Origin of the sequence: Bacillus sp. JJ1122, from assembly GCF_036964885.1 — a bacterium.
In the GTDB taxonomy this organism is placed as follows: domain Bacteria; phylum Bacillota; class Bacilli; order Bacillales; family Cytobacillaceae; genus Mesobacillus.
In genome coordinates this window covers 109,342-131,868 of record NZ_JBALQL010000001.1, presented here as the reverse complement: position 1 = coordinate 131,868, position 22,527 = coordinate 109,342, and the positions used below count along the sequence as shown (strand labels likewise).

The 22,527-nt window shown below is 42.5% G+C and carries 21 protein-coding genes; 8 read left to right on the top strand and 13 right to left on the bottom strand.

What is annotated here, in order from left to right; translation table 11 throughout:
• Positions 1-59: 59 nt before the first annotated feature.
• The 5 genes from gcvH to V7201_RS00600 form a co-directional block, all read right to left on the bottom strand.
• Complete coding sequence (gene gcvH / locus V7201_RS00620; RefSeq protein ID WP_335374848.1) at positions 60-440, bottom strand: glycine cleavage system protein GcvH; 381 nt, start codon at positions 438-440, stop codon at positions 60-62.
• Positions 441-493: 53 nt separating this feature from the next.
• On the bottom strand, positions 494-850 hold the full coding sequence (locus tag V7201_RS00615; RefSeq protein ID WP_335374847.1) for an arsenate reductase family protein: 357 nt from the start codon (positions 848-850) through the stop codon (positions 494-496).
• Between the two features lie 362 nt (positions 851-1,212).
• Positions 1,213-2,997, bottom strand: coding sequence for an acyl-CoA dehydrogenase family protein (locus tag V7201_RS00610; protein WP_335374846.1), 1,785 nt, complete (start codon positions 2,995-2,997; stop codon positions 1,213-1,215).
• 71 nt (positions 2,998-3,068) lie between these two features.
• The gene (locus tag V7201_RS00605; protein ID WP_335374845.1) at positions 3,069-4,244 is read right to left on the bottom strand and encodes an acetyl-CoA C-acetyltransferase; all 1,176 of its coding nucleotides are present in this window, start codon (positions 4,242-4,244) and stop codon (positions 3,069-3,071) included.
• Positions 4,245-4,325: 81 nt separating this feature from the next.
• The gene (locus tag V7201_RS00600; RefSeq protein ID WP_335375094.1) at positions 4,326-6,707 is read right to left on the bottom strand and encodes a 3-hydroxyacyl-CoA dehydrogenase/enoyl-CoA hydratase family protein; all 2,382 of its coding nucleotides are present in this window, start codon (positions 6,705-6,707) and stop codon (positions 4,326-4,328) included.
• Between the two features lie 334 nt (positions 6,708-7,041).
• Here V7201_RS00600 and V7201_RS00595 point away from each other — a divergent pair, with 334 nt between their 5' ends.
• Entirely contained in the window at positions 7,042-7,173 is a 132-nt protein-coding gene (locus V7201_RS00595; RefSeq protein WP_207502060.1) for a YuzL family protein, read from the top strand.
• 57 nt (positions 7,174-7,230) lie between these two features.
• Here the strand turns inward: V7201_RS00595 and V7201_RS00590 are convergent, their stop codons facing one another.
• Entirely contained in the window at positions 7,231-8,148 is a 918-nt protein-coding gene (locus tag V7201_RS00590; RefSeq protein ID WP_335374844.1) for a proline dehydrogenase, read from the bottom strand.
• A gap of 216 nt (positions 8,149-8,364) precedes the next feature.
• Here V7201_RS00590 and V7201_RS00585 point away from each other — a divergent pair, with 216 nt between their 5' ends.
• Together V7201_RS00585 and V7201_RS00580 are read left to right on the top strand one after the other, a co-directional pair.
• A complete protein-coding gene (locus tag V7201_RS00585) occupies positions 8,365-8,640 on the top strand; it encodes a hypothetical protein (RefSeq protein ID WP_335374843.1) in 276 nt (91 codons plus the stop codon).
• Positions 8,641-8,710: 70 nt separating this feature from the next.
• Positions 8,711-9,055, top strand: a complete 345-nt coding sequence (locus tag V7201_RS00580) for a spore coat protein (protein WP_335374842.1) — start codon at positions 8,711-8,713, stop codon at positions 9,053-9,055.
• 90 nt (positions 9,056-9,145) lie between these two features.
• Here the strand turns inward: V7201_RS00580 and V7201_RS00575 are convergent, their stop codons facing one another.
• From V7201_RS00575 to V7201_RS00555, 5 genes are read right to left on the bottom strand one after another with little or no spacing between them, the layout of a single operon-like run.
• Entirely contained in the window at positions 9,146-9,394 is a 249-nt protein-coding gene (locus V7201_RS00575) for a YusU family protein (protein ID WP_335374841.1), read from the bottom strand.
• Between the two features lie 12 nt (positions 9,395-9,406).
• Positions 9,407-10,168 carry a siderophore-iron reductase FhuF gene (gene fhuF, locus V7201_RS00570; protein WP_335374840.1) on the bottom strand — a complete coding sequence of 254 codons (762 nt, stop codon included), beginning with the start codon at positions 10,166-10,168 and terminating at the stop codon, positions 9,407-9,409.
• On the bottom strand, positions 10,158-10,991 hold the full coding sequence (locus tag V7201_RS00565; protein ID WP_335374839.1) for an ABC transporter ATP-binding protein: 834 nt from the start codon (positions 10,989-10,991) through the stop codon (positions 10,158-10,160). Before V7201_RS00565 ends, fhuF begins: the two co-directional genes overlap by 11 nt.
• Positions 10,992-11,011: 20 nt before the next feature.
• Entirely contained in the window at positions 11,012-12,067 is a 1,056-nt protein-coding gene (locus tag V7201_RS00560) for a FecCD family ABC transporter permease (protein WP_335374838.1), read from the bottom strand.
• On the bottom strand, positions 12,064-13,068 hold the full coding sequence (locus V7201_RS00555) for a FecCD family ABC transporter permease (protein ID WP_335374837.1): 1,005 nt from the start codon (positions 13,066-13,068) through the stop codon (positions 12,064-12,066). Before V7201_RS00555 ends, V7201_RS00560 begins: the two co-directional genes overlap by 4 nt.
• Before the next feature lie 223 nt (positions 13,069-13,291).
• On the opposite strand from V7201_RS00555, the gene V7201_RS00550 reads away from it, so the two are divergent.
• The 4 genes from V7201_RS00550 (at position 13,292) to V7201_RS00535 (ending at position 18,350) form a co-directional block, all read left to right on the top strand.
• Positions 13,292-14,254 (top strand): ABC transporter substrate-binding protein, encoded by a 963-nt coding sequence (locus tag V7201_RS00550; RefSeq protein WP_335374836.1) that lies wholly within the window; start codon positions 13,292-13,294, stop codon positions 14,252-14,254.
• 361 nt (positions 14,255-14,615) lie between these two features.
• Positions 14,616-16,169: a spore germination protein gene (locus V7201_RS00545; protein ID WP_335374835.1), complete on the top strand. Its 1,554-nt coding sequence runs from the start codon at positions 14,616-14,618 to the stop codon at positions 16,167-16,169.
• 20 nt (positions 16,170-16,189) lie between these two features.
• A complete protein-coding gene (locus tag V7201_RS00540) occupies positions 16,190-17,293 on the top strand; it encodes a GerAB/ArcD/ProY family transporter (protein ID WP_335374834.1) in 1,104 nt (367 codons plus the stop codon).
• Positions 17,283-18,350 carry a Ger(x)C family spore germination protein gene (locus tag V7201_RS00535; protein WP_335374833.1) on the top strand — a complete coding sequence of 356 codons (1,068 nt, stop codon included), beginning with the start codon at positions 17,283-17,285 and terminating at the stop codon, positions 18,348-18,350. Before V7201_RS00540 ends, V7201_RS00535 begins: the two co-directional genes overlap by 11 nt.
• Before the next feature lie 281 nt (positions 18,351-18,631).
• On the opposite strand, the gene V7201_RS00530 is transcribed toward V7201_RS00535, so the two are convergent.
• Both V7201_RS00530 and V7201_RS00525 read right to left on the bottom strand, forming a co-directional pair.
• A complete protein-coding gene (locus V7201_RS00530) occupies positions 18,632-19,807 on the bottom strand; it encodes an FtsW/RodA/SpoVE family cell cycle protein (RefSeq protein ID WP_335374832.1) in 1,176 nt (391 codons plus the stop codon).
• A gap of 220 nt (positions 19,808-20,027) precedes the next feature.
• A complete protein-coding gene (locus tag V7201_RS00525) occupies positions 20,028-20,813 on the bottom strand; it encodes a DUF4931 domain-containing protein (RefSeq protein WP_438824997.1) in 786 nt (261 codons plus the stop codon).
• Positions 20,814-21,062: 249 nt separating this feature from the next.
• Between V7201_RS00525 and V7201_RS00520 the strand changes: the two genes are divergently transcribed.
• Positions 21,063-21,845 (top strand): undecaprenyl-diphosphate phosphatase, encoded by a 783-nt coding sequence (locus V7201_RS00520; RefSeq protein ID WP_335374830.1) that lies wholly within the window; start codon positions 21,063-21,065, stop codon positions 21,843-21,845.
• Positions 21,846-22,527 lie beyond the last annotated feature (682 nt).

Here is a 22,527-nt window from a genome sequence, read left to right as displayed (position 1 = left end):
GTGAAGCCGATTCAATGAATGGAAAAACGCCTTGAATAGATCAAGGCGTCAGGAGAAAATTATTCTTTTGTCATTTCTTCGTATTGTTCAGCTGTCATAAGCTTGTCTACTTCACTGTTCTCAGATGGTTCAACCACAATCATCCAAGCCTTTTCATATGGAGATTCGTTAACGAACTCAGGGCTGTCATTTAAGTCTTCGTTAACTTCTACTACTTTACCGCTTACTGGTGCGTAAAGTTCCGAAACCGTTTTAACTGATTCAACACTTCCGAAAGGCTGATCAGCAGAGATCTCGTCTCCTACTTCAGGTAGTTCGACGAAAACGATGTCTCCCAGTTCAGATTGAGCGAAATCAGTAATACCTACGCGAACCTTTTCTCCTTCAACTTTTACCCACTCATGTTCTTCAGAATAACGCAACTCTTTTGGTGTATTCATTTACTATCCCTCCATTTGTATATCTCTATCGATAAATATCGATGGGACCAAAATTAAAGCCATGCTTTTTCATAATCTTCTTCTTTAAAACCTACTGTTACTCTTTCCCCGTCAGTCATCAGCGGACGCTTGATCAGCATTCCATCTGAAGCGAGCAATTCCAATAACTCGTCCCGGGACGCTGTCTTCACCTTGTCTTTTAGCCCTAGCTCGCGGTACTTCTGACCGCTCGTATTAAAGAACTTTTTTATATCGAGGCCGCTTTTATTTAGCATTTCCTCTAGCTCAGAGCGTGAAGGCGGGTTTTCGACAATATGTACTTCATTATAAGCTACTTCATGCTGATCTAACCATTTTTTAGCATTTTTGCAGGTGCCGCATTTAGGGTACCAATAAAACGTTTTTGCCATTTTTTCACCACCCTTTGCTAGTATCCCATTAAATAATCCCTCTAAACGGATAGTAACATATAAGGGTGACAAAATTCTAACATTCAGTGTTTAATTTTCACCAATTTTTTCGGCATCCATTAATTATTTCAACAAAACTCGCAATAATCCTCCTCCAACAAAAATTTTAGTCACTCATCAACCTCTTTTTCATCAATGGCTGGTGATTTCTACTACAGCCACTCGCTTTCCCCTACATTCAACAGTGTAAAAATCAAGTGTGAAAATGCATCGTTTAAGTATAAAGCCAATTGATTATAGTTAGAAGCGATGAAAAGTATAAAGCTCCTCCCCGAAATGGAGAGGAGCTTTATGGTTGGTGATTACACTAGGAATCGTTCAGCTTCAATCAGCTTTTCAGAAGCTTCTCGCTTCTTAGCGATTACGTTAATTGGAGTGTGTCTTGTGAACTTGCGCAGTGCGGAAGTCAGCATGCGAAGTGCATCGCCTTCTTCAGTTGCAACAAGAGTTTCTTTTGCATCGCGTTCGATTTCATTGAATGCTTCCTGACAGAAAATTTGAGTGTAAAGAAGCTTTTGCTTGCTCTTTTCAAGTCCATCCTTAGCGATTGCTTTTTCAGTACGCAAAACTGCTGATTCCATAGAATAAGCATTTGAGATGATATCTGCTATGTTTACAAGGATTTCTTGTTCTCTTTCCAACGCCTTTCCAAACTTTTGAGCAGCCAATCCAGCTGCAAGCAAGCCGATCTTCTTTGCGTTCTTAACAAGGTATTTTTCCTGTGCAAGCGGCTCATCGCCTGGTTCTTCAGGCATCAGCATCATAAGCTCTTCCTGAAGCTGCTGAGCTTTTTGCAATAATGGAAGTTCACCCTTCATAGCTTTGCGCAGGAATGTTCCTGGAACAAGAAGACGGTTAATTTCGTTTGTGCCTTCAAAAATACGGTTGATCCTTGAGTCACGGTATGCTCTCTCAATTTCATATTCCTGCATGAATCCGTATCCACCATGAATCTGAACGCCTTCATCCACAACATAATCAAGTGTTTCTGTAGCGAAGACCTTATTCATTGAGCACTCAATCGCATACTCTGCAATAGAATCAGCTACTGCTTTACCGTTATTGATTTGTTCGTCTGATAGCTTACTCATACGATCTTCAAATAAACCTACTGTACGATACACAGAGCTTTCAGATGCGTAAATCTTGGAAGCCATTGTAGCAAGCTTTTCTTTTGTCAGGTTGAACTGGGAAATAGGAGTCTTGAACTGCTGGCGCTGGTTAGCATACTTCACTGTAATGCCGAATGCATGCTTTGCTCCGCCTGTAGCACCTACACCCAATTTATAACGACCGATATTCAGGATATTGAAGGCAATGATATGGCCTTTGCCAGCTTCCCCAAGCAGGTTTTCAACCGGAACCATAGCATCTTCAAGAATCAATGTACGTGTAGAGGAGCTCTTGATCCCCATCTTCTTTTCTTCAGCACCTACTGATACCCCTGGGTATTCTCTTTCAACGATGAATGCAGAGAATTGTTCGCCGTCGATTTTAGCGTAAACAACGAATACATCTGCAAAGCCTGCGTTTGTAATCCATTGCTTTTCACCATTTAGGACATAGTGAGTTCCTTCTGCATTCAGCTTAGCTGTCGTTCTTGCACCTAAAGCATCTGAACCAGAACCTGGCTCTGTAAGTGCGTATGCAGCAAGCTTTTCACCAGTTGCCAACACTGGCAGGTACTTTTGCTTCTGCTCTTCGTTACCGAAAAGAACGATTGGCAGGGAACCGATTCCTACGTGCGCACCGTGGGAAATCGAAAAACCGCCTGCGATTGACATTTTTTCAGCTATTAAAGCTGAGCTTACTTTATCAAGGCTTAAACCGCCATATTCTTCCGGTACGTCTGCACCAAGAAGGCCAAGCTCCCCTGCTTCCTTCAAAAGCTTAACCGTACGGTCGAATTCGTGCTGTTCAATATATTCCACCTGAGGCAATACTTCATTCACGACGAAGTCCTCAGCTGTTTTTGCGATCATTTTTTGCTCATCTGTATAATCCTCAGGAGTAAAAACCTGATCATATGTTACATCATCAATTAAAAAGCCTCCGCCTTTTACGAGCTTTTCTGTTTGCTTTTCCATAAATATTCCTCCTATCTATTTTGTGGAGGAGCAATGCCCCTCCGGTTTATTTCAAAGGTTGGTTAATGGCTTTATAAAAGTTCAAATACTCCAGCAGCGCCCATACCGCCGCCGATACACATTGTCACGACTCCGAATTGTTCATTGCGGCGCTTCATTTCATGGATAATGGATAACGTAAGCTTTGCACCTGTTGTTCCGAGTGGATGACCCAGGGCGATCGCTCCGCCGTTCACATTGACCTTATCCTCATCAAGCCCAAGTTCTCTTATGACCTGGATGGATTGCGATGCGAATGCCTCATTCAGTTCGAACACGCCGATATCAGAAACTTGCAATCCAGCTAGTTTTAATGCTTTAGGAATCGCAACAACTGGACCGATTCCCATGATTTCAGGCGGTACTCCACCTAAAGCGAACGACCTGAATTTTGCCAGAGGCTTCAGTCCAAGTGATTCCGCCTTTTCACGATCCATCACCATGACAGCTGCCGCACCATCACTTGTCTGTGATGAGTTCCCTGCTGTTACCGTTCCATTGATTGAAAAAGCAGGGCGCAGCTTGGCAAGTGTTTCAATGCTTGTGTCTGGACGGACGCCTTCATCCTGTTTAAATTGAATAGTCTTTTCTACAAGTTTGTTATCTTTTCCTACGGTACGGAGAGTCACATCAACAGGTACGATTTCTTCCTCAAACTTCCCTTCAGCGATTGCTTTTGCAGCGCGCTGATGGCTTCTGACAGCAAATGCGTCCTGGTCCTCACGGGAAATTCCGTACTTTTTCGCCACTTCCTCCGCTGTATGTCCCATACCCATATAATATTGCGGAGCAGTTTCAGCCAGTTTCGCATTCGGACGGACTACATGCCCCATCATCGGCACAAGGCTCATAGATTCTGCGCCTCCGGCGATGATGGTGTCTGCATGCCCGATCATGATTCTTTCAGACGCATTGGCAATTGCCTGCAGGCCTGAAGAACAGTAGCGATTGATTGTAATGCCAGGTACTTCATGTGACAGTCCTGCAAGCGCACCGATATTCCGGGCCATATTCAGCCCCTGTTCTGCTTCCGGCATGGCACAGCCAATGATTAGATCATCGATATCCCCTTCATAATTGCCTGCACGCTTCAGCGTCTCCCTTACTACGAGAGCACCTAGATCATCTGGACGTACATTTGCAAGAGTTCCCTTTTTTGCTTTCCCTATTGGTGTCCGGGCTCCAGCGACGATTACCGCTTCTCTCATCTCATTCCCTCTCTTTCCTTGGATGTTCATTTTCCAGCGCTATTTGCTGGAAGGATATTAAGCTAGGTGATTATCAATCTATTAATTGCGCAGCGGCTTTCCTTTTACGAGCATATGCTGCATGCGCTGCTGTGATTTCGGTTCAGCCACAAGGCTTAGGAACGCTTCCCTTTCGAGGTCAAGCAAGTATTGCTCATCTACTTCTGTTCCGTATGGAACCTTTCCTCCTGCAATGACATAGGCAAGCTTCTTCGCAATCTTCAAGTCGTGTTCAGAAATATAGCCTGATAGATGCATAGTCTGTGCACCAAGCAGCAATGTCGCATATCCTGGTTCGCCTGTTACAGGCACTTTCTTTCTGACTGGAGCCTTATAACCGCTTTCAAAAAGGTTTAAAGCAGCTTGTTTTGCATCATATAGAAGATGGTCGCTGTTTACGCTGATTCCATCAGCTTCGTTCAGGAAGTTATTTTCGCGTGCTTCATCGCCTGAAGTTGATACCTTCGCCATGGCAATTGTTTCGAATACTTTGTTGGCAACCTTTTGTAGGTCGAATTCAACTCCGTTTGGCAGGCCTTCAAGATGCTTGATATAAAGCTCTTTGTTTCCGCCTCCGCCAGGAATCAAACCAACTCCCGCTTCAACAAGTCCCATGTAAGTTTCCATCGACGCCTGAATATGTGCTGCCGGTAAACACATCTCTGCTCCTCCGCCAAGTGTCATTCCAAATGGAGCGGCGACCACTGGCTTAGAGCAATATTTGATTTTCATTGTCGTCTGCTGGAACTGACGTACGACCATATCAAGATCCCAGATGTTGTCATCCTGCGCTTCCATAAGGATCATCGCCAGGTTAGCTCCTACAGAGAAGTTCTTGCCCTGGTTTCCGATGACGAGGCCTTTAAAATTCTTCTCGACTTCATCGATAGCAAAGTTGATTATCTGGAGAATATCCGGACCAATCGAGTTGCTGTGTGAATGGAATTCAAGGAGTGCAATGCCATCGCCAAGATCGATCACGCTTGCTCCGCCATTCTTTTTAATGACGCCTTTTTGCTTTTTCAAAAGCTTAAGGTTAATGACCTTTGGATTCTCTTCCACCGCAACGTATTGGCCATTGTGATAATAGCTTAATTTGCCGTCTTCTTCTTTATAGAAGGAAGTGAAGCCCTTCTCGACCATCTCTTTAACCCATGCCGGAACTGATTTGCCTTCAGCTTCCATTTTGCTGATCGCTTTTTCAATGCCTAATGCATCCCATGCTTCGAATGGTCCCATTTCCCATCCGAATCCCCACTTCATTGCGCGGTCAATGGCAACAATATCATCGGCAATTGTTCCAAGCAGATCAGCAGAGTAAATCAGAACTGGGCTGAAGATATTCCAAAGCAACTCACCTGCTCGGTCCTTTGCGTACACAAGCGCTTTCATTTTATTGGAAAGTCCTTTTTCCTGCTTGCTCATTTCAGTTGAAGCAGTTTTTAATTTTTTACGAGGTCCGTATTCAAGATTTTTCGGATCCAGCTCAAGGATTTCCTTGCCTTGCTTTAGGAAGAATCCCTGGCCGGATTTGCTTCCAAACCACCCGTTCTCAAGCATTTTCTTCATGAATTCAGGTACTTCAAAGACTTCTTTCTCTTCTCCTTCTACCTGGTCATATACGTTTTTCGCAACATGTGCAAATGTATCCAGTCCTACTACATCAAGTGTGCGGAAGGTTGCACTCTTCGGGCGTCCGATCATTGGGCCCGTTACAGAATCAACCTCACCTACACTGTAGCCGCCTTTAAGCATTTCACGTACAGTGACGAGCAATCCGTATGTTCCAATCCTGTTAGCAATGAAGTTCGGTGTATCCTTCGCTTCAACTACTCCTTTGCCGAGCTTATCTTCCCCAAAGTTTTTCATGAAGGACAAGACTTCAGGATCCGTATCCTTTGTAGGAATTACTTCAAGCAGCTTCAGGTAGCGCGGCGGATTAAAAAAGTGAGTTCCAAGGAAGTGCTTCCTGAAATCCTCTGAACGCTCTTCAGCCATTGCTTCAACAGAAATTCCGGAAGTATTCGAGCTGATGATGCTCCCCTGCTTGCGGTATTTGTCTACATCAGTAAAAACTTTCTTCTTTATATCAAGGTTTTCGACGACTACTTCGATTACCCAGTCAACGTCCTTCAGTCTTTCCATATCATCTTCAAAATTACCCGCTTCAATCAAAGCAAGATTCTTTTTGGAGGCCAAAGGTGCTGGTTTTTGCTTTAACAACTTTTGAACTGCACCTGCACTGATTCGGTTGCGAACCTGCTTGTCTTCAAGCGTCAGGCCCTTCGTTTTTTCTTCTTCCGTTAATTCCCGAGGTACTATGTCCAGCAGCAATGTTGGGATGCCGATGTTTGCAAGATGAGCTGCAATCCCCGATCCCATGACACCTGATCCCAGAACCGCTGCCTTTTGAATTTGTCGCATCAAATTTGTCTCCCCCTTTGACTCTTTTTGAATGAATACTCATTCATTTTTGCACCAAAAAAAATATGCATATAAATGAGTTCTGTTAATAACTACTATAAAATATTTAAAAAATTTACGCAATAATAAGGTGCGGAAAAAAGAAAATTTTTTGAATTTTTTAACCAAAATTTTATTTCTCCAGTTTGGACAACCTAAAAAAGCGATCACCTGCTGACCGCAATGCATTAACGCATTACTCTATTGGGGGTCTGACCCCCAGTGCTTTAACGCTTTACTCTGCTGGGGGTCTGACCCCCGGTACGTTGACGCTTTAATATATGGAGGTATGATGATGGCTAGGATGAAGAAGCATCCGTCGAAGGCGGGAGTCAGTGCTGCGAGTGTAAAGGGAAATGCTGGTCCTTCTATGGGGCAGGGCGGCGAAGGCAAGGTTAACAGCCAGAACAGCCAGTATAAAAAATAGTTTCGAAAAGACAAACAGGCTGACATATTGCTATGTCAGCCTGCCGTTAATTCTCGTTTACTTTTTGAACATTCCCTTTAAGACAAATGCTACGTTTGCAGGACGTTCAGCAAGACGGCGCATGAAGTAACCGTACCAGTCTGTTCCGTATGGTACGTAAACCCGCATTGTGTACCCCTCGTTTGCTAGCTGAAGCTGCCTTTCCGGCATAATTCCATATAGCATCTGGAATTCGAATTGGCTGTTAGGGATATTATTGGCCTTTGTGAATTCCTTTGTAAAATTGATAATTGCATCGTCATGAGAGGCAATTGCAGTATAGTTGCCGTTCATCAAATGCATTTTTATGATTTTCTTGAAGTTTTCATCCACATCTTTCTTCTCTGGGAACGCTACTTCAGGAGACTCTTTATATGCTCCCTTTACGAGACGCAGATTTGGTGAATATTGATTTAGATCTTCAATGTCTTTTTCAGTACGGTAAAGATAAGCCTGGATGACCGTTCCGATATTGTCATATTCAGACTTCAACTGTTTGAAGATATCCAATGTTTTTTGGCAGCGCGCATAATCTTCCATATCAATTGTGACAAAGACATTATTTTCTTTTGCTGCATCCATGATTCTACGCATATTATTCATGACAACCTGTTCAGAAATATCAAATCCTAAAGATGTCATTTTCACACTTAATTGAGCATTCAATTTTTCACGGCCGATTGCTTTTATGGCTTGAATAGAATTGTCTGCCCTCTCATTGGCTTCCCTTTCGTTATCAACGAATTCGCCTAGGAAATCGACTGTGACAGCTAATTTCTTTTGATTCAAACCTTTTATGACCTGGACAGTCTGGTCAATTTGCTCACCAGCTACGAAGCGGGATGCACCGAAACGAAGACCATACTTCTTAGCCATTTCAGTGAAAAATTTATTTTTTGATAAAAAAAGAAAAAAGTCTCTCATTAATTGTTCCATTGTTTTTCCTCCCCTTATTGAAACCGATTACATTACCCCTTAAAAAAAGTTGCTTCCTCTATATATTTAGCAAAATCATTTTATCATTTTTTTGGATTTTTGAATATTACTTTTGTAATAAAATGTTCTTTTTTGCCGAATCATGTTCCGCATACTTTATTTTGCTGTGGGAAGGATAATATTCGATGATAAAAACATTATTCAGGAGGTTCAGTTATGCAGCAGCAGAATATGAATTTTCAAGGGCAGCAGCAGGGAATTATGCAACAGCCGCCTACAGTCGTATCCACAAAGGATTCTTTATATTTGACCGATATGCTTTCATGGAATCTTCTTGCAATGAAAAAGGCACATTTCTTTGCACAACAGTGCCAGGATCCAGAATTGAAAGCCGAAATTGAGAAATGCTGCCATATGCATGAAAAACACTATCAAACGATTCTTTCACATCTTAACAGCCCGCAAAACCAGGCATATACCGGAATGCAATAATTGTTAGCAGCACTTGCTCTTGGACTTTAGTCAAATGAATGGTAATAGAAATCATCAGGAGGAAAAGCGGATGAACCAAAATCAGAATCAGCAAAAAATCCAGAATCCAGAAACACAGATTCAAAAGACACCACAAATGAACGACCGTGATTTTATCAACGATATTTTAACAACTGAAAAGTATATGACAACTTCATATACTCAGGCACTGCACGAAGCCAGTCATGACCAGCTGTACCAAGATTTATTAGGCATCTACAACGAAACCTCGAATGCACAGCGCAGCCTATACAACCTGATGTTCAAAAAGGGCTGGTATGCCATCGAGGCAACCGATCCACAAAAGCTTCAGCAGTCCCATCAGCAGTTCCAAGGCTATATGAACCAGTTCCCGCACGGCGGACAGCTTCAATAACTCTGCCTTAAAGGGCTGAAGACCACGCCAAAAAGAACCATCCCGCCACGGGTTGGTTCTTTCTTAATTCCATTATCTTAATAAGCCGTATTACTTCTGGTTCTGGCGTTTGCTTTCATTCAGTTCCTTTACTTCTGCAATGACATTCTTCATCTTTTCCTTTGCCTCAGGATATTCCGCGTTCCAATGTTTAGCAAGAGGAGGCATTGACTTTGCGATGTGGCTATACAGAATCCATGCTTTCACTTTTTCTTTATTTTCAGCGGATCCTTCTCCTACCAACAGTTCTGTGTATTTCTCCAGCAATCCGTCGATTTGGTCTGTAAACGTCTTGTTCATTTCCAACACTCCTTATTTCTTGGGTCCGCAAATTTTCGGGCAAGTTTTGCAATAACCTTTAGCATTTAGCTTGTAGGTAAAACAGCAGGTTTTTCTGACTCTGACGAAGTCAGCATCTTCCTGATAGTCCGGCTCTGCGTGATACCTTGCCAGCGGGTTTTGGTGATAATTGCCGAACAACGAGCCTGGTGCGAGCTGAATGACATAGTCGAAGTCCTCTGCTGCCCGTGCTTTAATTGCCTCATCCGCATGTTCAGCAACTACTTTTTCATACAGCCAATAAATATAGACTGCCACGTTTTCCCACAAAATCAACTTCGAGATTTTAGCAGCTTTTCCGAGTGCCTCCATTACAGGAAAGATATTATCCATAAACAGGTGGCGTACCGCTTCCCTTCTCCATTCATTACGACCCTCATCCGAACAAATAAGCGCTGATTTACTTTTAAAATAAAAATCCGGCAGCCATAGCCCATCTTTCTTCATTTCTACTAAAAGCAAAGAATCCGGCGCTGCATTAAGCTGTTTATTAAAGACACTCATCGCATATAAGTAAATGACTGCCAAAAAGGCATGTCTCTTCATCCATACCGAAGCAGTGGTCTTCAGGTCAGGAGCGGACATTTCCGCTTCAAGCTTCCTGAGCAGGTTGTTCATGCTGGATTCTTCAAGCAAGCTGGTAAACGCAATTGGAGTGACTCCATCAGGAAGCTCTGCGGCAAAGCGGAACTTACTCAACTCCTTTATTTCATCAGCAGTTAACTCAGCTTTCATGTGCTTTTACCGGACGATTCTTCAGGATACAGCGTCCCTTTCCATAAGGGATGCATAAAGGGGTGCCGAATAAAGGGTCAACCGTTACCTCACACTCCATGCCAAACACATTTTTCACAAGGCCGCAGTTGATGACCACCTCTGGTTTTCCCTGTGCAAAGATTTTCTGGTCTTTGATCGCCACAATATTATGGGCATATCTGCATGCAAGATTTAAATCATGCAGAACCATCAAAATGGTCCGTCCTTCTTTTTCATTCAATTCATACAGAAGGTCAAGAATTTCAATCTGATGCGTCATATCCAAATAAGTTGTGGGTTCGTCCAGAAGAATAATTTCAGTGTCCTGTGCCAGTGTCATGGCAATCCAGGCACGCTGTCTTTGTCCGCCTGACAAGGAGTCGACTGTCCGGTCCTTCAGATGGTCGATCCCTGTTGCCATCAGAGCACTTGTTACTTTTTCTTCATCTTCTTCTGACCATTGCTTCAGCCATGATTGATAAGGATACCTGCCTTGTTTTACAAGCTGTAAAACGGTCAAGCCTTCCGGAGCAGCAGGCGATTGTGGAAGGATCGCCATCTTCCTTGCAATCTCTTTCGTTGAAAGCTTAGAAATCGCCTCACCTTCAAGCAAGATGGAGCCTGCCTGCGGTTTAAGGAGCCTTGCAATGGAACGGAGCAATGTCGATTTCCCGCAGCCATTGCCTCCGATGAAGACGGTAATCTCACCCCTCGGAATCTCAATATCCAATTCTTTTATAATGATAGAGTCACCATATGATAATGTCAGTTTTTCTGCAGCAATTGCCTGGGCCATATCCATTCCCCTTTCCACATCTAAGCTTATGAATTTCGTGTCTTAAAAAGCAAATATATAAAATAAGGTGCTCCAATACTCGCTGTAAAAACGCCTGCAGGAACTTCCAGAGGGGAGAACATTGTCCTCCCGATCAGATCCGCCAGCATGACAAGAATTCCGCCAATTAATGCAGAAACCGGCAACAGAGCCCCAAAAGCAGAGCCAACAAGCCTCCTTGCCATATGAGGAGCCATTAATCCAACAAAACCGATTCCCCCGGCAAAAGCAACTGAGCTTGCTACTAAACCAGTACTGACAAGCAATAGGACAAAGCGCTGACGCTGAACATGGCCGCCGACGCCTGTCGCAATTTCCTCGCCAAGCTCCTGGACATTCACATTTCTTGAAAGGATAAAGGCTATTGAAACCAAAATCAAAGTCCACGGAACGAGCACCCAAACATTTCCCCATGTAGAACCGTGTACCGTACCTGTAATCCAAATATTCGCCTGGCTGGCCCGGTAAATTGGCCCCATGACCATCATAAGTGTTGTCAGTGCCTGCATCGCCGCAGAAATACCTATACCGATTAAAACCAGCCGGACAGGCGATACACCATTTTTCCAGGAAAGGAAGTAGACTAGAAAAGCAATAAATGTCGCACCGATAAACGCCGATACGGGCATCCATTTTATACTTACTGTCAAAGCATTGTTCTCATCACTGAAATATGCTAAAAATCCGACGACAGCTACAGATGCTCCGCCAGTTATTCCGATAATATCGGGTGAAGCGAGAGGATTCCTGATCATCCCCTGCAACAGTCCGCCAGCCACAGCAAGGCCGACTCCGACCATTAAAGCGACAATTATTCTTGGAAGACGGAATGATTGAACTACTAATCTTTCCATATCACTTCCCCCGCCAAAGAATACTTGAATAACATGTAAAGGGCTTATTGCCATATCCCCCAGGCCAGTACTTAGGATAAAAACTCCAAATGACAACGCCAGTAATCCCAGGAAGATCGCAGCAGCTTTTTTATCAATCAAGAAAGATATTTTCCCTTTTAACAGTCTCAGACTTGTATATTGACTCATTTACCATTGAACCCCTTTCTCGCAATGTAGATGAAAAATGGAGTTCCAATCATTGCCGTCATGACTCCCACGGGAATTTCCTGGGGCATTAAAATATAACGTGCTGCTATGTCAGCTGCCAGAAGGAGCATTCCTCCCAAAATCCCTGCAAAAGGAATTACCCATCGGTGATCAATACCAACGACGGCTCTTGTCAAATGTGGAATGACAATCCCGATAAAACCAATTGGACCAGCCACAGCAACGGCACCGCCGGATAAAAGAACGATGATGACACCTGTAGCTATTTTAACAAGCCCAGTATTCAGTCCAAGACCTTTAGCAACATCATCTCCCATGGATAGAACATTCATTTTAGAGGAAATCAAAATGGATGCCGCCCAGCCAATCCCTAAATAAGGCATGACACCTGACAGGGTCTCCAGCTTTCGGCCCTGTACTGAGCCAGCCAGCCAGTAAAGCACTTGCTCAAGAGCAGCCTCGTTAAGAACTAACAGCCCTTGTGTAAAAGAAGAAAACATGGCTGTCATTGCTGCTCCGGCCAGTGTCAATTTCATCGGTGTCAGACCTTCACGGCCAGCTGAGCCAATGACATAAACACTAATGGCAGCAACCGCAGCTCCAAGAAATGAAATCCAGGCAAAAGCTTGCAAGCTGCCAACCGAAAAAATCGTTACGGCAACAACCACAGCAAAGCCTGCTCCCGCATTCACCCCAAAGATTCCTGGTGACGCAAGCGGGTTTTTGGTCAGGGTTTGCATCAACACACCTGCTATCGCCAGGCTTGCCCCAACGGCAGCGGCAATTAAGGCTCTCGGAAGGCGAACCGACTGAATAATGATGTGTTCATTTGATCCATTGTAGCTAGTAAACGCATTAATGGCTGTTCCCCATGAGGTTTCGGTATATCCATACACGATGCTCGCGCATATTAAAAATAGAATAAATAGGATGGCAATGATTAGGCCAGTACATCTTTGACCATTGGTTTTTAGCAGCATTGTTCTATTACCTTTCTATATAAAAAAGTTTCTAATCTGTTAATATGTTTAACTTTAAATGATATTCAAGGCCATTTCATTATAATGGCAGCGAGTTTCACAAATTCGTCATTGATTATGAAAATCATTATCATTTAGGTATTGACACATATGACATAATCATTTTATCATAAAAGAGCGCTAATTGAAAACGATTATCATTAACATTTAGGAGGAAATACATATGAAGTTGTCTAAATTTATGCTGTCCCTTATCACTGTCTTCACCGTTCTGCTGCTGGCAGCCTGCGGTGGTACTGAGGATAAAGAAAAGGATACAGCTGAAAAACCAAATGAAAAAGAAGAAAGTTACACAGTCGAACACGCAATGGGCACCACCACTTTAAAGAAAACGCCAGAAAAAGTCGTGATTCTTACAAATGAAGGAACGGAGGCACTTCTTGCGCTTGGCGTAACGCCAGTTGGTGCCGTACAATCCTGGACTGGCGAACCTTGGTATGACCATATCGCTGAAGAAATGAAGAATGTAAAAGTCGTTGGAGTTGAAAACCAGGTGAACGTCGAAGCAATTGCTGCGTTGAAACCAGACCTGATTATCGGAAATAAAATGCGTCAGGAAGATATTTACGAACAATTAAGTGCGATCGCACCTACTGTTTTTGCTGAGGACCTGCGCGGCAACTGGAAGAATAACTTTGAACTTTATGCTAAAGCAGTCAACAAGGAAGAAAAGGGCAAGGAAGTGATTGCAGCCTATGATCAGAGAATTGAAGACCTGAAAGCTAAGTTAGGAGACAAAGTGAATATGGAGGTTTCCATGGTCCGCTTCATGGCTGGGGATGTCCGTATTTATCATAAAGATTCATTCTCTGGAGTCATCCTTGAACAAATCGGATTTGCCCGTCCTGAAAGCCAGAACATGGATGACTTTGCCGAAAAAGGTGTAACACAAGAACGAATCCCAGCAATGGACGGAGATATCCTCTTCTACTTCACATATGACGAAGGAGACGGCAAAGCAACAGATGTTGAAAAAGAGTGGATTGAAAACCCATTATTCAAAAACCTTGAGGCAGCCAAAAAAGGTGAAGTCCATAAGGTAGATGATGCAATCTGGAACACAGCCGGAGGCGTTAAAGCAGCCAACCTGATGCTGGATGATATTGAGAAGTATTTCTTGAAGTAACTGCATTTTTTCTAATAATAAATATTACGATATTAATTGAGAAATCCTAATTTTTGCGGGTTTCAGACCGTAGACAAACTCGATGAAAGCGAGCTTGTCTACGGTTTTTTACTTTGGTTGGTAAGTAAAACAGGTCTGTTGATTTCCGTTCCAGGCGCTTCGCTTTCCGCGGGGGTGGCGGTGAGCCCGCAGGAGTCTGCGCGCCTTCCACTCCAATCAACAGGGTTTCAATAATTAGTCTATCAACTTTATCTTTGTCGACAAGCTGAAACCCGCAAATTCTTGTGGGTTTTTTCTTTTTTTCATAAACATCCCATTTTCGGAAAGAATAAGTGTAAATCCAGAATGGCGGAGACTTTCAATGAGACAGTTATTTCGGAAAAATCGCATGAAAGAACTTGAGAAGGAAGCAATTAAACAAGATACCCATGCCGATAATGGGCAAGAACAAGACAATTACCTCAACGATCATGGATGGGAGGTCCTGTTCAAAAGGTCCCATGACTTCAAGAAAACATTTTACGTGAATCAAAAGAGTGGAAAAAAGTTTTGTTTTTCCTTTATGAGTACTTTAATAGATGAAAGTCTTTTGCAAAATAATGCCCTTCCCTATTTACTAGAAGGGGATTTCAGGGATATTGAGGATGTTAAAAAGCTGATTCCGATTGCCGATGTACAGGTTTCCGATAAAAATGAGGATATTGAGAAGAAGCTTTTTAATGGGTATGTTCTCCTTACATTGGAAAATGAAGAAAAGCAATTTGCTTTCATTGCGGCACAAAAAGAAATTGTAAGAGCCGTTGCCCAGCCTGAGGTTGAGTTCAGCGTTATTGGACCAAAGGAATCCTTTGTTGAATCGATCGATCAAAATCTCAACCTTATTCGTAAGAGGGTACCGGTAAAAGAGCTGATTATTGAAAAATATACCGTTGGGACTCTATCACAAAGTGGTATCGCTGTCTTATATATCGATGGCATAACAAATACTGACAATATAGACACCGTTAGGCAAAGGATCAAAGAGATAGAATTTGATGAAATCACCGATAGCTCTTATATTGTGCAATTGATATCAGATAATGAAAATTCTCCGTTTCCACAATTGCTGGATACCGAGAGGCCAGACCGTGTCGCCGCAATCCTTGCTGAAGGTAAAGTAGCCATCCTTGTTGATGGTTCGCCGCATGCGTTGATTGGTCCGACAACACTTGTAGAATTCTTCGGTTCGTTCGAAGATTATTTTTTAAATTATCTGCTTTCTTCTTTTTTCCGCTTGGTCCGTTTGTTTGCGGTTGCCTTCTCGATATTAATAACACCTATTTACGTAGCGACGCTTTCCTATCATTACGAGCTGATTCCAAAGGATCTGCTCAGTACATTGATCACATCGAGGAGAGAAATTCCCCTCCCTCCTATTTTGGAAGCTTTGTTCCTTGAGTTAACGATTGAGCTTTTGCGTGAGGCAGGAGCCCGACTTCCTACCAAGGTCGGCCAGACGATTGGTATCGTAGGCGGTATCGTTATTGGAACAGCATCTGTAGAAGCAGGCTTGACAAGTAATGTACTGCTGATCATCGTTGCATTGGCTGCGCTCGCATCCTTTACAACGCCTGTATACCGTATGGGCAATACGATCAGGCTCTTGCGTTTTCCTTTTCTGTTCTTTGCGGAACTATGGGGCTTGTTGGGAATTGTCGTTTCATTTTCGTTTTTATTGACACACTTAATTCGGCTTACTTCACTAGGCCGGCCGTTCCTTGAACCTTTATATCCCCCTCGGATTACAGATTTCAAGGATGCGATCATTCGACTGCCTTTTAAAAAACAGTCAAAGCGTCCACAATATCTAAGAACAGAAAACCCTGTACGTTTCAGTGAGAAAAAAGCCAAAGAAAAGAAAGACATCGATGAATGAGCATTGGAGGTATTTGAAGTATGACGACGCAGCAGCCAGTCCCTGAAAGATTGCAAGTATCGCCTTTTCTTGTTCTCTATTTGATTATGTCCATGCAAATTGGAATTGGAGTATTAGGCTACCAGCGTATCATTGCCAAGGCTGCTGGCTATGATGCCTGGATTTCGGTTCTAGGAGCCGGACTTAGTATTCATGTCATCATTTGGATGATTTATAAAATATGTGGAACGGTTGATGGTGACATTGTAGCAGCTAATGCATATGTCTTTGGTAAAAAAATAGGCAATATCGTCAGTGTGCTTTTCGTTGTCTATTTGCTGGTTTTTGCCTTGGCCGTTCTCAGGACCTATATTGAAGTCATCCAAGTATGGATGTTTCCAGAACTGAGCATCTTTTGGTATAGTTTTTGTTTTTTGCTCCTCTCTGTTTACATCGTCTTTGGGGGCTTCAGGACTGTCACTGGAGTCGCTTTTTTCTGCATTGTGCTTCCAAGCTATCTATTGCTGACTTTTGCCTTTGCCCTTAAATTTGCTGAGTTCAGAAACCTGCTGCCAATTTTTGATCACTCACTAAAAGAAATGGCCACCGGCGCATTTAACATGTCGCTTACCTATATTGGGTTTGAAATACCAATCTTTTTCTACCCCTTTATCAAGGACCCGCAAAAGTCACATAAGTGGGCACATTTCGGTGTCTTTCTTACTACCATGATCTATACAATATTGGCGATCATTACTTTCGCCTATTTTTCCGAAGAACAACTGGCTAAGTCAATTTGGGCTACCCTGGAGATGTGGAAAATCGTAAGCATGCCTTTCGTAGAAAGATTTGAATACATAGGCATTGCCAACTGGAACTTGATCATTCTTCCAAATGTATGCATCGCTCTTTGGTCTTCTAGCATCATCCTGAAAAGAGGGTTTAAGCTCAAACAAAGAAAAGGAGTAATTATCCTGGCGATTATTTGTTTAATAGCCATTAACTTTTTCGATACACGGGCAAAAATAAACTTTTTGAATGACTGGACAGGAAGAATTGGCTTTACAGTCACTTATCTTTACATCCCTTTTTTGTTCATAGCAACCAAGATTGCCAAGAAGGTGAAAAACAAAAATGAGAGCTAAAAAAATGATTCCTTTCTTTGCTCTTTCCCTCCTATTGACAGGATGTGTAGAAAAAGAAATTATCGATGATGTCAATATAGAAACTGGAATTGGATATGATTTGGCAGAAGACAATAAGATTGAAGGCACCGTCATGGTTCCAGTTTTCAAGCCTGATAAGAACATTGGCAATTTCACATTTTCAGCTAAGGCCAAAGCCAACAGGGATTTGATGCAAGAAATCCAACGTAAATCTGCTCAGCCAGTGGCAACGGGATCACTGGAAATCGCTGTCTTTGGTGAAGAAATGGCCAAGAAAGGAATCATCGAATTAATGGATTCATTTGAAAGGGATCCAAGCATCGGTGCGAGGATTTATCTTGCAGTGGCTGATGGAAAGGCCAAGGATATATTGTCAGGAACGTATGGCAATAGGGGAAATGCTATCCATCTATCGGATTTAATTAAACATAATACAAAGGATCGAAATTTGCCCGAGACAAACCTCCACTTGTTTTTTTTCAATCATTATCAAAAAGGGAGTGATCCCTACTTGCCTATTCTGAAGAAAGTGGAGACTGATATCATTGATATTGTCGGGGTGGCGATATTTAAAAACGGGCACATGGTTCATACGATTCCCGCTGACAAAATGTTCTTTTTCAAGTTGCTGACAGATAAATTCAGCATGGGAACCTTCCAAGTAAAGGTCGATAAAGATTTGGCAGCCATTAAAGACCTCGGTTCCAAACATAAATTTATCCTTGATAAGAGAAACCCCTATACAGTTACAATTGAAATTAACATCGAAGGAATTATTCGTGAATATACTGGAAAAATGTTGACGCCGCCTATTATCAAAAAAATCCAGAAAGAACTTGAAGAAGAAGTAAATGAACAATGTTCTGCCATGATTGCTGACTTTCAGGAGCATGAAGTCGATCCTCTAAGTTTAGGACATTTTCTTAAAAGCAAAACAAGGGGCTTTGATTTTAAAAAATGGCAAGATGACTATAAAAATATCACAGTACATGTAAAAACCCACGTGAAAATTACAGAGGTAGGTGTAGTTGAGTAATAAGAAAAGCGCAAGCGCCTTGGTCAGCCCTGACAAGCGCTGGCCGACTAAAAACGCCGCGTCCTGCGGCAATGTCGGTACTAGGTCGTCCTGTCCGTCGGAGGGCCGACCGGTGATCGTTCTTTGACTTCACCTGAGCGAACCGAACCGACTCGAGGGGCTAGGCGCTGGAGCTAGACATTTCTCGAAGTGAATTTTATACTTTCTTATCTTGTAAGAAAGAGGGTGCCCAAAAGGTATAAACTTTTTGGCACCCTCTTTTTTTAGGTCGGCTGAAAAATTTAAGTGTTTGTTGAGAACATATATTTTTTATAGTGATAGCGGATCGAAAAAATCAGACTTACTGCCAGCATATTTCCCATTAACGAGCTGCCCCCGTAGCTGATGAAAGGCAGCGGGATACCCGTAATCGGAAGCAGGCCGATGGTCATGCCAATGTTCTGGAATACGTGGAACGTAATCATGCTGATTACGCCTACACAAATGTAGGTGTAAAAGTCATTTTTCGTTTCCATGCCAATCTTTGTGATCTGGTAGATCAGCAAGAAGAAAAGGCTGACTAAAATGCTTGCACCTACAAAGCCAAACTCTTCTCCAATGATACTGAAAATAAAGTCAGTATGGCTTTCCGGCAGGTAAACTTCCCTTGTCCCATACCCCTTGCCTACTGTTTCACCAGAACCGATGGCCAAAAGTGATCTTGTCAGCTGGAATCCTGTTGAGCTCTGATAATTATAAGGATCAATCCAAGAATAGATCCGGCCAAACTGATATTCCTTTACTCCCAGATACTTTTCTAGAATCTGCGGCTTCCAGATGACAAAGTAAAAAATGATGGATATAAGCGTCATGCCTGTACCAAAAATCGGGACAAGCAGCTTCCATGTAATGCCTGAGATAAAAATCATGCCAAGCATGATGGCAATGTATACGAGTGAAGTCCCTAAATCGGGCTGCTGCATGACGAGCATGAGCGGTATCATCGTCACAAAACCAATTTTAAGCAACAAGAAAAAATCTGTTTGTATCGTTTTAAGGCGATATTTTTGATGGTGGTCGACAATGACCCTGGCGAGCGCCAGGACAATGAACACTTTCACTAATTCCGACGGCTGGAGTGTTCCCATACCCGGGACCTTATACCAGCTTTTCGCTCCATTGATTACCGGTGCGATGCTTGCCGGAGCAACAATCAAGCCTGATAGCAAAACAAGTCCAAAGCCATATGCATACCAGCTAAGCTTCTGGAGCTGGTCGGAATCAAGCGTGATGACAGCAGTGATAATACCAGCACCAATCACATACCAGACGATTTGTTTTAACAGGAAATTTTCAGAGCCATACTGCCCTGTCGTCTGGGCACTGTATATGGCAATACAACTCGACAGAAATAATAAAATTAATATCGTGACCAGCCCGTAATCGAGCCGGGAATTATTTTTTTGGTTAGAAGTCATGGTTATTCCCCTTTAATGAAGGACTGTACAATACTTCATTATATTTTTTTCGACAATAAATCACAACTTCTTCGCATTAATTGGTTATTATTACACATGACATGAGAAAGCTGAAATTCCTTTGCAGACAATACAGTTCCTGTTTTTGCGCGTTCTTGATGACCAGTTGTCCTGCCGGAATGCAATAATCTGTATCGGTCTATTTTCACAGAAAATTTGATTATGCTTCCTTTTCCATCGTCCCATTGAAATACCGGCTTTGGATATCATTTCTCATCCATTCCAAATTATTTGGAACCTGTGGCAGCTGGTAGCCAATGAAAAGCGGCGTTGTTACAAATCTTGGGACAACCTTGCAGATCAATTTTCCATTCAAGCTGTAAAAGAACAGATTGTAACTGCTGCATTTATATGGGTAGGAATTCATGATGTAATGGACCACAGTCTGAATATAGGATGAGAATGTGGCGGAAGGTCTTCCTTGATCCATAATGATGTTAAATTCATAAAAACCAACTTTTGGCTGGTCAGAAAGATTCAGCTGCACTCCCTCGTCTTCATGGATCACAGGACCTCTGAAATCTGCTTCGCCAATTTTATCATGGTAATCCAGGTCATAGAGACCGACTATTTGCATATGAGAATGCGCAATCGTACCTCCTGAAAGAGGTCCATGGTTTTTAAAAAGAATGACCGAACGAAAATCCCCTGATGCTTCCATCCTCATCCAATGTCGAATCGCAAAGTCCAAAAGCCTGTTTAAATGATCTGCTGAATACTGCGAAAACTCTTCATCACAAACATCGGTTTCGACCAATACCGTCTGGAAAGCATTCTCCAGGACAGGAAACTTATTTTTCAGCAACAGGATCGGCCCTTCCTCATCGATGATCCCTGTCAGTTCATCTCTGGCACAAAATGGGCAGCTTTGGTTTTTATTGCGAATATTCTCCGGCTTCTGCACGCCGATCGATGTATTGAAAAACAAATGCGTATGATTGTTCAATTCCCCCACCTGCTTATCATATCGTTTTCTACTATTGTATTAGAAATTACAGTAAATATCGATTTTTTTCACCGCATCAAAATTTGAGGGCATAGCCAGGCAGTATGACTCATAGCCTTGTAGTGGACAAGGTTGTTTCTTTTTTGGGAGCTTTGTTGATGTTTTATCAGATATAGGTTTTAACGATTTTTAGTAAATATTCGAGATGCAATGTATTCAATTAAATTTTTGAAAAGTGAGGATTTCTTTATGCTATCAAAACTTGAAGCGTTTATATTAGGGCTGATTCAGGGGCTGACCGAGTTTTTGCCGATTAGCAGCACTGGGCATCTTTATCTTGGAAGGAACCTTTTTGGACTGGAAGAAGCCGGTCTCCTTCTCGATACGATGCTCCATGTAGGAACGCTGCTGGCTGTTTTTGTTTTTTACAAAAGTGAATTCATCAAGATCCTGAAAAATCCTTTTGGGAAAATGACCTTCCTTCTTGTCGTCGGGACGCTGCCAGCAGTCGTGGTAGGGTTATTGTTTGAAGATTACTTTGATGAGATATCGAAAACAGGCGTAACGATAGGATGGGAATTCCTCATTACGGGTGCGTTCTTATGGTTCGCCGATTCGATTAAAAATGGCCGCAAGAAAATGGCAGACATCAGCTATACGGATGCTCTGATTATTGGGACCTTCCAGGCTGCCGCAATTTTTCCAGCGATTTCCCGTTCAGGCTTTACGATTGTGGCTGCGTTATGGAGGAAACTAGACCGTGAAACCGCTGCTTATTTCTCTTTCCTGCTGTCTACACCAGCTATAGTAGGAGCCATTGTCCTCCAGTCAAAGGATCTATTCAGCGGTGGCAGCGAGACCATCTCCCTCCAGGCTTTGCTCATCGGAATTCTCTCCTCCGCTATTTTTGGATATATAGCGGTGAAATGGATGATTGGCTATCTGAAGAGCCATTCATTGAAGCCTTTTGCTGTTTACGTTTGGCTGATGGGGATTGTCGTGCTGTATTTTCAATTCACTGGGCAGTTTTAGTGAGGGTGATGCAGCTTTCGTTGAAGATCAATTCATTTTGGTTAGTGATATAAGGAATAATATTAATTGAGATTATTTTATTGGCGAAATTGCTTGACCTATTAGCGGAAAACGAATTAATTTGGCGAACTGGAAATTCTATTCAATTTTTTCCAGATGAAAATCAACCGCCAACAAATAAAAGATGAAATATAAAAATGCACACCGCAATGGGTGTGCATTTTTTCTTGAAGTCTTTAGCAGCCGCCTTCGTTCCCCATCAGGACTAATCCTTCTCGGTACTCATCGTATTCCAGCGATAAACCTTCTGTATAGTCGACGATATGGGATTCAATCGCAACTTGTATCTCATTAATAACTGCTACATGATCATCTTCTTCCGGCTCTTCCAGAGCCAGACCTATCTGCGGGCCTCCTCAGCCATAGCCGCCGAAGTAGACGCGAATACCATTTGCTTTACGCTCTGCGAGGATCTCTTTAAGAATGTCGCGAGCCTTATCTGAAATTTGCATTCTCCAGTGTCCTTTCTTCATTAAATCTGTCTATTGCTTAGTTTACCATGGTATGAAGCAGAAATACATTATACTGCCCAGAGTATTTTGTGAAGGTTGAATTTGGAAAAAACGTGGATTTCACCAAAAATTTTCAATATTCTACCTAAATTGTGAACAGGTTATGATAA

What these genes read in the sequence shown, in the direction of transcription:
- V7201_RS00595 (WP_207502060.1), top strand. Translation starts at nt 7,042, where the DNA reads ATGGCTAGGATGAAGAAGCATCCGTCGAAGGCGGGAGTCAGTGCTGCG.
- fhuF (WP_335374840.1), bottom strand. Translation starts at nt 10,168, where the DNA reads ATGAAAGCTGAGTTAACTGCTGATGAAATAAAGGAGTTGAGTAAGTTC.
- V7201_RS00545 (WP_335374835.1), top strand. Translation starts at nt 14,616, where the DNA reads ATGAGACAGTTATTTCGGAAAAATCGCATGAAAGAACTTGAGAAGGAA.
- V7201_RS00585 (WP_335374843.1), top strand. Translation starts at nt 8,365, where the DNA reads ATGCAGCAGCAGAATATGAATTTTCAAGGGCAGCAGCAGGGAATTATG.
- V7201_RS00555 (WP_335374837.1), bottom strand. Translation starts at nt 13,068, where the DNA reads ATGCTGCTAAAAACCAATGGTCAAAGATGTACTGGCCTAATCATTGCC.
- gcvH (WP_335374848.1), bottom strand. Translation starts at nt 440, where the DNA reads ATGAATACACCAAAAGAGTTGCGTTATTCTGAAGAACATGAGTGGGTA.
- V7201_RS00540 (WP_335374834.1), top strand. Translation starts at nt 16,190, where the DNA reads ATGACGACGCAGCAGCCAGTCCCTGAAAGATTGCAAGTATCGCCTTTT.
- V7201_RS00560 (WP_335374838.1), bottom strand. Translation starts at nt 12,067, where the DNA reads ATGAGTCAATATACAAGTCTGAGACTGTTAAAAGGGAAAATATCTTTC.
- V7201_RS00530 (WP_335374832.1), bottom strand. Translation starts at nt 19,807, where the DNA reads ATGACTTCTAACCAAAAAAATAATTCCCGGCTCGATTACGGGCTGGTC.
- V7201_RS00590 (WP_335374844.1), bottom strand. Translation starts at nt 8,148, where the DNA reads ATGGAACAATTAATGAGAGACTTTTTTCTTTTTTTATCAAAAAATAAA.
- V7201_RS00575 (WP_335374841.1), bottom strand. Translation starts at nt 9,394, where the DNA reads ATGAACAAGACGTTTACAGACCAAATCGACGGATTGCTGGAGAAATAC.
- V7201_RS00580 (WP_335374842.1), top strand. Translation starts at nt 8,711, where the DNA reads ATGAACCAAAATCAGAATCAGCAAAAAATCCAGAATCCAGAAACACAG.
- V7201_RS00550 (WP_335374836.1), top strand. Translation starts at nt 13,292, where the DNA reads ATGAAGTTGTCTAAATTTATGCTGTCCCTTATCACTGTCTTCACCGTT.
- V7201_RS00615 (WP_335374847.1), bottom strand. Translation starts at nt 850, where the DNA reads ATGGCAAAAACGTTTTATTGGTACCCTAAATGCGGCACCTGCAAAAAT.
- V7201_RS00565 (WP_335374839.1), bottom strand. Translation starts at nt 10,991, where the DNA reads ATGGATATGGCCCAGGCAATTGCTGCAGAAAAACTGACATTATCATAT.
- V7201_RS00600 (WP_335375094.1), bottom strand. Translation starts at nt 6,707, where the DNA reads ATGCGACAAATTCAAAAGGCAGCGGTTCTGGGATCAGGTGTCATGGGA.
- V7201_RS00605 (WP_335374845.1), bottom strand. Translation starts at nt 4,244, where the DNA reads ATGAGAGAAGCGGTAATCGTCGCTGGAGCCCGGACACCAATAGGGAAA.
- V7201_RS00520 (WP_335374830.1), top strand. Translation starts at nt 21,063, where the DNA reads ATGCTATCAAAACTTGAAGCGTTTATATTAGGGCTGATTCAGGGGCTG.
- V7201_RS00610 (WP_335374846.1), bottom strand. Translation starts at nt 2,997, where the DNA reads ATGGAAAAGCAAACAGAAAAGCTCGTAAAAGGCGGAGGCTTTTTAATT.
- V7201_RS00535 (WP_335374833.1), top strand. Translation starts at nt 17,283, where the DNA reads ATGAGAGCTAAAAAAATGATTCCTTTCTTTGCTCTTTCCCTCCTATTG.